The organism is Veillonella dispar, assembly GCF_937975875.1.
Taxonomy (GTDB): domain Bacteria; phylum Bacillota; class Negativicutes; order Veillonellales; family Veillonellaceae; genus Veillonella; species Veillonella dispar_B.
Window position 1 is genome coordinate 1 of sequence record NZ_CALJSP010000027.1, and the last position, 3,881, is coordinate 3,881.

General features: G+C 38.8%; 3 protein-coding genes and 1 pseudogene. All 4 read right to left on the bottom strand.

Going from position 1 to position 3,881, the window contains the following annotated elements:
• Positions 1 to 873: pseudogene (locus Q7P05_RS01110) on the bottom strand (carbon monoxide dehydrogenase); the annotation flags it as partial.
• Positions 874 to 1,263: 390 nt separating this feature from the next.
• The gene (locus tag Q7P05_RS01115; RefSeq protein ID WP_303930103.1) at positions 1,264 to 1,965 is read right to left on the bottom strand and encodes a LysR family transcriptional regulator substrate-binding protein; all 702 of its coding nucleotides are present in this window, start codon (positions 1,963 to 1,965) and stop codon (positions 1,264 to 1,266) included.
• Positions 1,966 to 1,980: 15 nt separating this feature from the next.
• On the bottom strand, positions 1,981 to 2,169 hold the full coding sequence (locus Q7P05_RS01120) for a LysR family transcriptional regulator (protein WP_303930104.1): 189 nt from the start codon (positions 2,167 to 2,169) through the stop codon (positions 1,981 to 1,983).
• A gap of 141 nt (positions 2,170 to 2,310) precedes the next feature.
• Positions 2,311 to 3,879 carry a phosphoenolpyruvate carboxykinase (ATP) gene (locus Q7P05_RS01125; RefSeq protein WP_303930105.1) on the bottom strand — a complete coding sequence of 523 codons (1,569 nt, stop codon included), beginning with the start codon at positions 3,877 to 3,879 and terminating at the stop codon, positions 2,311 to 2,313.
• Positions 3,880 to 3,881 lie beyond the last annotated feature (2 nt).

A 3,881-nucleotide genomic window follows, 5' to 3' on the forward strand; every position in this document is an offset into this window, starting at 1 on the left:
TACACATGTACGATGGTATGCATCAAAGGCTTCATTGTACGCAGAAATAGGTAAGATATCAAGGTTTTTCCAAACTTCACGGCGCTCAGCTGGAGCTAACGCTGTAATTGTTTTATATTCGCCAGGCAATGCACGGCTCAAATCTTCTAATAGAACATCTGCCAAGTCATTAGCCACTTCTTTTAAGGAACGACCTTCTTCAGGGATGTTGAAAGCTTTACATACTGTGCGAATTTTTTCTTCCCCTAAAATTGGAATATCCAATTGATCGTTAGCAGCAGCTTTCAAAGAAATCAAGATTTCTCGAGCATGCGCACCATGTTGTGTTAAGCCACCTGCAGCAGCACGTGTCATATTACGAGCTACGATAAGGTCAGCATCAGCACCGCAGACACCACGAGGGCTCTTAGGTGTAATTTTACATGGACCCATGAAGCAAACACGACAACATACGCCAGCAATACCAAAAGTACATTGTGGTTGTTGTTTATCGAAACGGTCAAATACTGTATCGCAACCAATTTGCTCCATGCGAAGAATCATTTCGCGTACAGCTGGATCTGGTGTTTGTTCGATAACATCTTGTTTTGTAGGCCAAGTTTTACGATACTCAGCAACGGCTTTCATGTAATCGTTTACGCCATGTTCATGAGGTACCCCTGGTTCATGAGTGTGTGGCACCCATTTATCCGTTGGCAACGCTTTACCATGACTATGGTCATGGTCATGATGATGATCATGGTCGTGATCGTGATGGTGACCGCCACAATGGCAGTGGTCATGGTCATGGTGATGATGGTCATGATCATGATGGTGATGATGTTCGCCATGGCTGTGGTCATGGGTGTTTTTGTTTTCCACATCTTTATTCATAATAAACCTCCTAGGGGCCTACGTAGGCCAACTAACAATAATAAGAAAACATATTCTACTTTTATTTTATTTTTTAAATCCACCACACTTGTGGGTTTTAAATCCTATCTCCTAAATATGTTTTAACCTTATTTAAGTATATTTTCTGAAAGGACATTTGTCAATTATTTTTTGAGAATTTTTTGACTCATTTGCTTCAAAGAACATTGTAATTGCTATATTTATCAAATTCGATATTTTCAGTTTTCTTTCACAAAGCAAAAGAGGTTAATTCCTGTAAACTTAGGGAATTAACCTCTTTTATCTATAGAATACTATATTTATATATTGTTTTATATGAATTATTATTTGCAAACAGTACTTAATACTCTAACATTCCATCTGTATAATTTATAAGAATTGTTGCATAACTTGAGCCACTTCAGGCAAATGGAATCGCTTTGCTCTATCTGATCTCGCTACAAGAACTAATTGACGGAAACATAGTTTCGATGCTAAAGGATAGAATTTAACTTTATCATCATCGCCCTTACTATTTAATGTACTTGGCAAGAAAGTAATACCATAATCATCTTCTACCAGGGATCTACAAGTGTCAAGATTTTCAGAGCCAATAACCGCTTTAGGCACAAAGGATTCAGCCTGACATAGACGATTTACCAAGGTTCGCAACTTAAGGCCTTCTCTTATGAGAATAAAAGGAAAAGACCCAAATGGTGCTATCTCATGTATTCCATTCGGTGTCATGAGCGAGTCAGCAATAGCTATAGCTTTTTTATTCTCTACACTAACAGCTAATAAAATTTGCTCATCTAACACAGGATAACTTTCAAGGGCCTGAGAGTAGATTGGTGTTGGGAATAGACCTACATCAACCAATCCATCACAAATTTGTTGCTCCAAAAAATGGGACTCCCCTTCTACTACGTGAAATTCCCAGGATGGCTCAATTTGTTGAAAGCTCTTTAATGTTTTTCCCAACATATGGTGACCATAGAATTGAGATAATCCAATACGCACATGATAAGCCGCATCAGACCCTTGATTAATGATCGACTGCGTTAAAGCCTCTACCTTTCCTACTAAAGGCATACCCTCTTTAGCAATTTATAAGGCTGCAGCGGTGGGTACAACCTTTGTCCGATCTCGAGCAAATAAAGGCACCCCTAATTCAGCCTCAATGCGACGAATACTTTGACTCAATGCAGGTTGAGAGATATATAGTTTTTTAGACGCCTTTGAAAATGATGCCATCTCAACGATGGTACTTATATATTTAATATCCTTTATATCCATAAAAACACCTTATAACAAAACATTATTGATTTATCATAAGTATATATTACCACAAAAGAAAGAGCCCTCCACAAGGAGGGCCTTTTATTTGAGCAGTTAGACAATCTCAATATTATATTGAGGATTTAATAAATTTTGAGACTACATTAGAGTTTTCAATACATCCAATACTTCTCGGGGCAATTCGTTTTTATGACCAATAAGTTTTTCTACATAGTCATAGCGGAACTCGAACGCTTTGTGTAATTGGTGATGGTATTCACGCACTTGGAATGGTGGTTCAAAACCAGGAACCTCAACATAAGAGAGGTTTTCATATTTATAGAATGGTTTGAAGTCCAATGTACCTTCTACCAAACGTTCCAATAAATCAAGAGTTACCTCTTTAGGAATTTTGTCTTCCAAGAAGAAGCCTGTATTCATAATGTAGCATTGTACGCCACATTCAGAGAATAGTTTTTTGTAGCTTTCATAGTCACGAACCAATGGATATGTACGGAATGGATTTGCATATGGTTCGATAACAAGTGCATTTGGATCAACGTGAGCATCCAGTTTTTCAGCAGTAGAACGACGTGTCGCTAGTGTTGCGCCCATTGTAGATGCCAAAACAGGGTCATTAATTTTAAGGATTGGTGGCAACGTTTTATCCTTCATAAGCCATACAATGGCATTAACTGGTTGATCTACGTAGTTTACACGATTATCTGTCCAGAATTGAGATTTAATAGCGCGACCATTATTATTACGCACATCTTCTGCCAACACAACCTTATGGCCATCCTCATCCATAGTTACGCCAACATTTTGTAGAGTCAACAAGAATTCATTAGCAGGATGTTCCACAGGATAGTCTTGCATTTTGTCAAAATATGTAGGTTCAAGAGCAATAGAACTCAAGTCATTAGTATTGATGATATACGCATCGTCATGCAAGATAGAAATATCATAACGACCATCATGCTTTTCATGAGTTAATGTGGATTTACCAGAACCGGACAAGCCAAATACACCGATTGTATAGCTTTTACCATTGTCAAGATTGTAACGTTTCATACCACCGTGGCATGCTACATAGTCGAAGCGGTTCGCCAAGGACCACGCCAATGTAAGGGTACCTTTTTTATGCTCACCGAAGTAACGCATACCAAGAATCATAGCGCAGTTATGAGCTGGATCAAAAATAGCAAGCCCACCTGGATGACCTGGTACCACATAGTCAGGATCAGAATAGATATAAATGTCGCCTTCTGGAATTTCTACACTATCATTGTAGAATTCTTTTACTGCTGCATCAAAGAACTTGAAGTTCATGATCCAAGAATACAAAATGGATGCATGGTCTTTCGGAATCATCAAATGCGCACGAGCTGTGAACTTTTTATCAAGACCTACGATAGTATCAGCAGAAATCCATTCTTTACCGCGGCTATCATAGACTGCATCACGTGCAATATTAGCAAGTTCCACTTCGTCAATGCCTTCATCGCCAATAATGCGACGAGCTTTTGCATAACGGCCTGTAGTTTTACCATCGTTTGTAACAAGTACCTTTGCATCAGCTGGCAAACCTTGCTCGCATGGTTTATATACAGGCATATCGAGGACGATAACGCCAGGTTCTTCAGTGGCAAATTGGTACGCTTGTGCCACAGATGTAATAGGCGTTACATTGTTTCCATAAAATGCAGTTTCAATAGTACTGCGCATCT

Excerpts from the sequence above, each read along its gene's own strand:
- Q7P05_RS01125 (WP_303930105.1), bottom strand. The coding sequence starts at position 3,879 with ATGCGCAGTACTATTGAAACTGCATTTTATGGAAACAATGTAACGCCT.
- Q7P05_RS01115 (WP_303930103.1), bottom strand. The coding sequence starts at position 1,965 with ATGCCTTTAGTAGGAAAGGTAGAGGCTTTAACGCAGTCGATCATTAAT.
- Q7P05_RS01120 (WP_303930104.1), bottom strand. The coding sequence starts at position 2,169 with ATGGATATAAAGGATATTAAATATATAAGTACCATCGTTGAGATGGCA.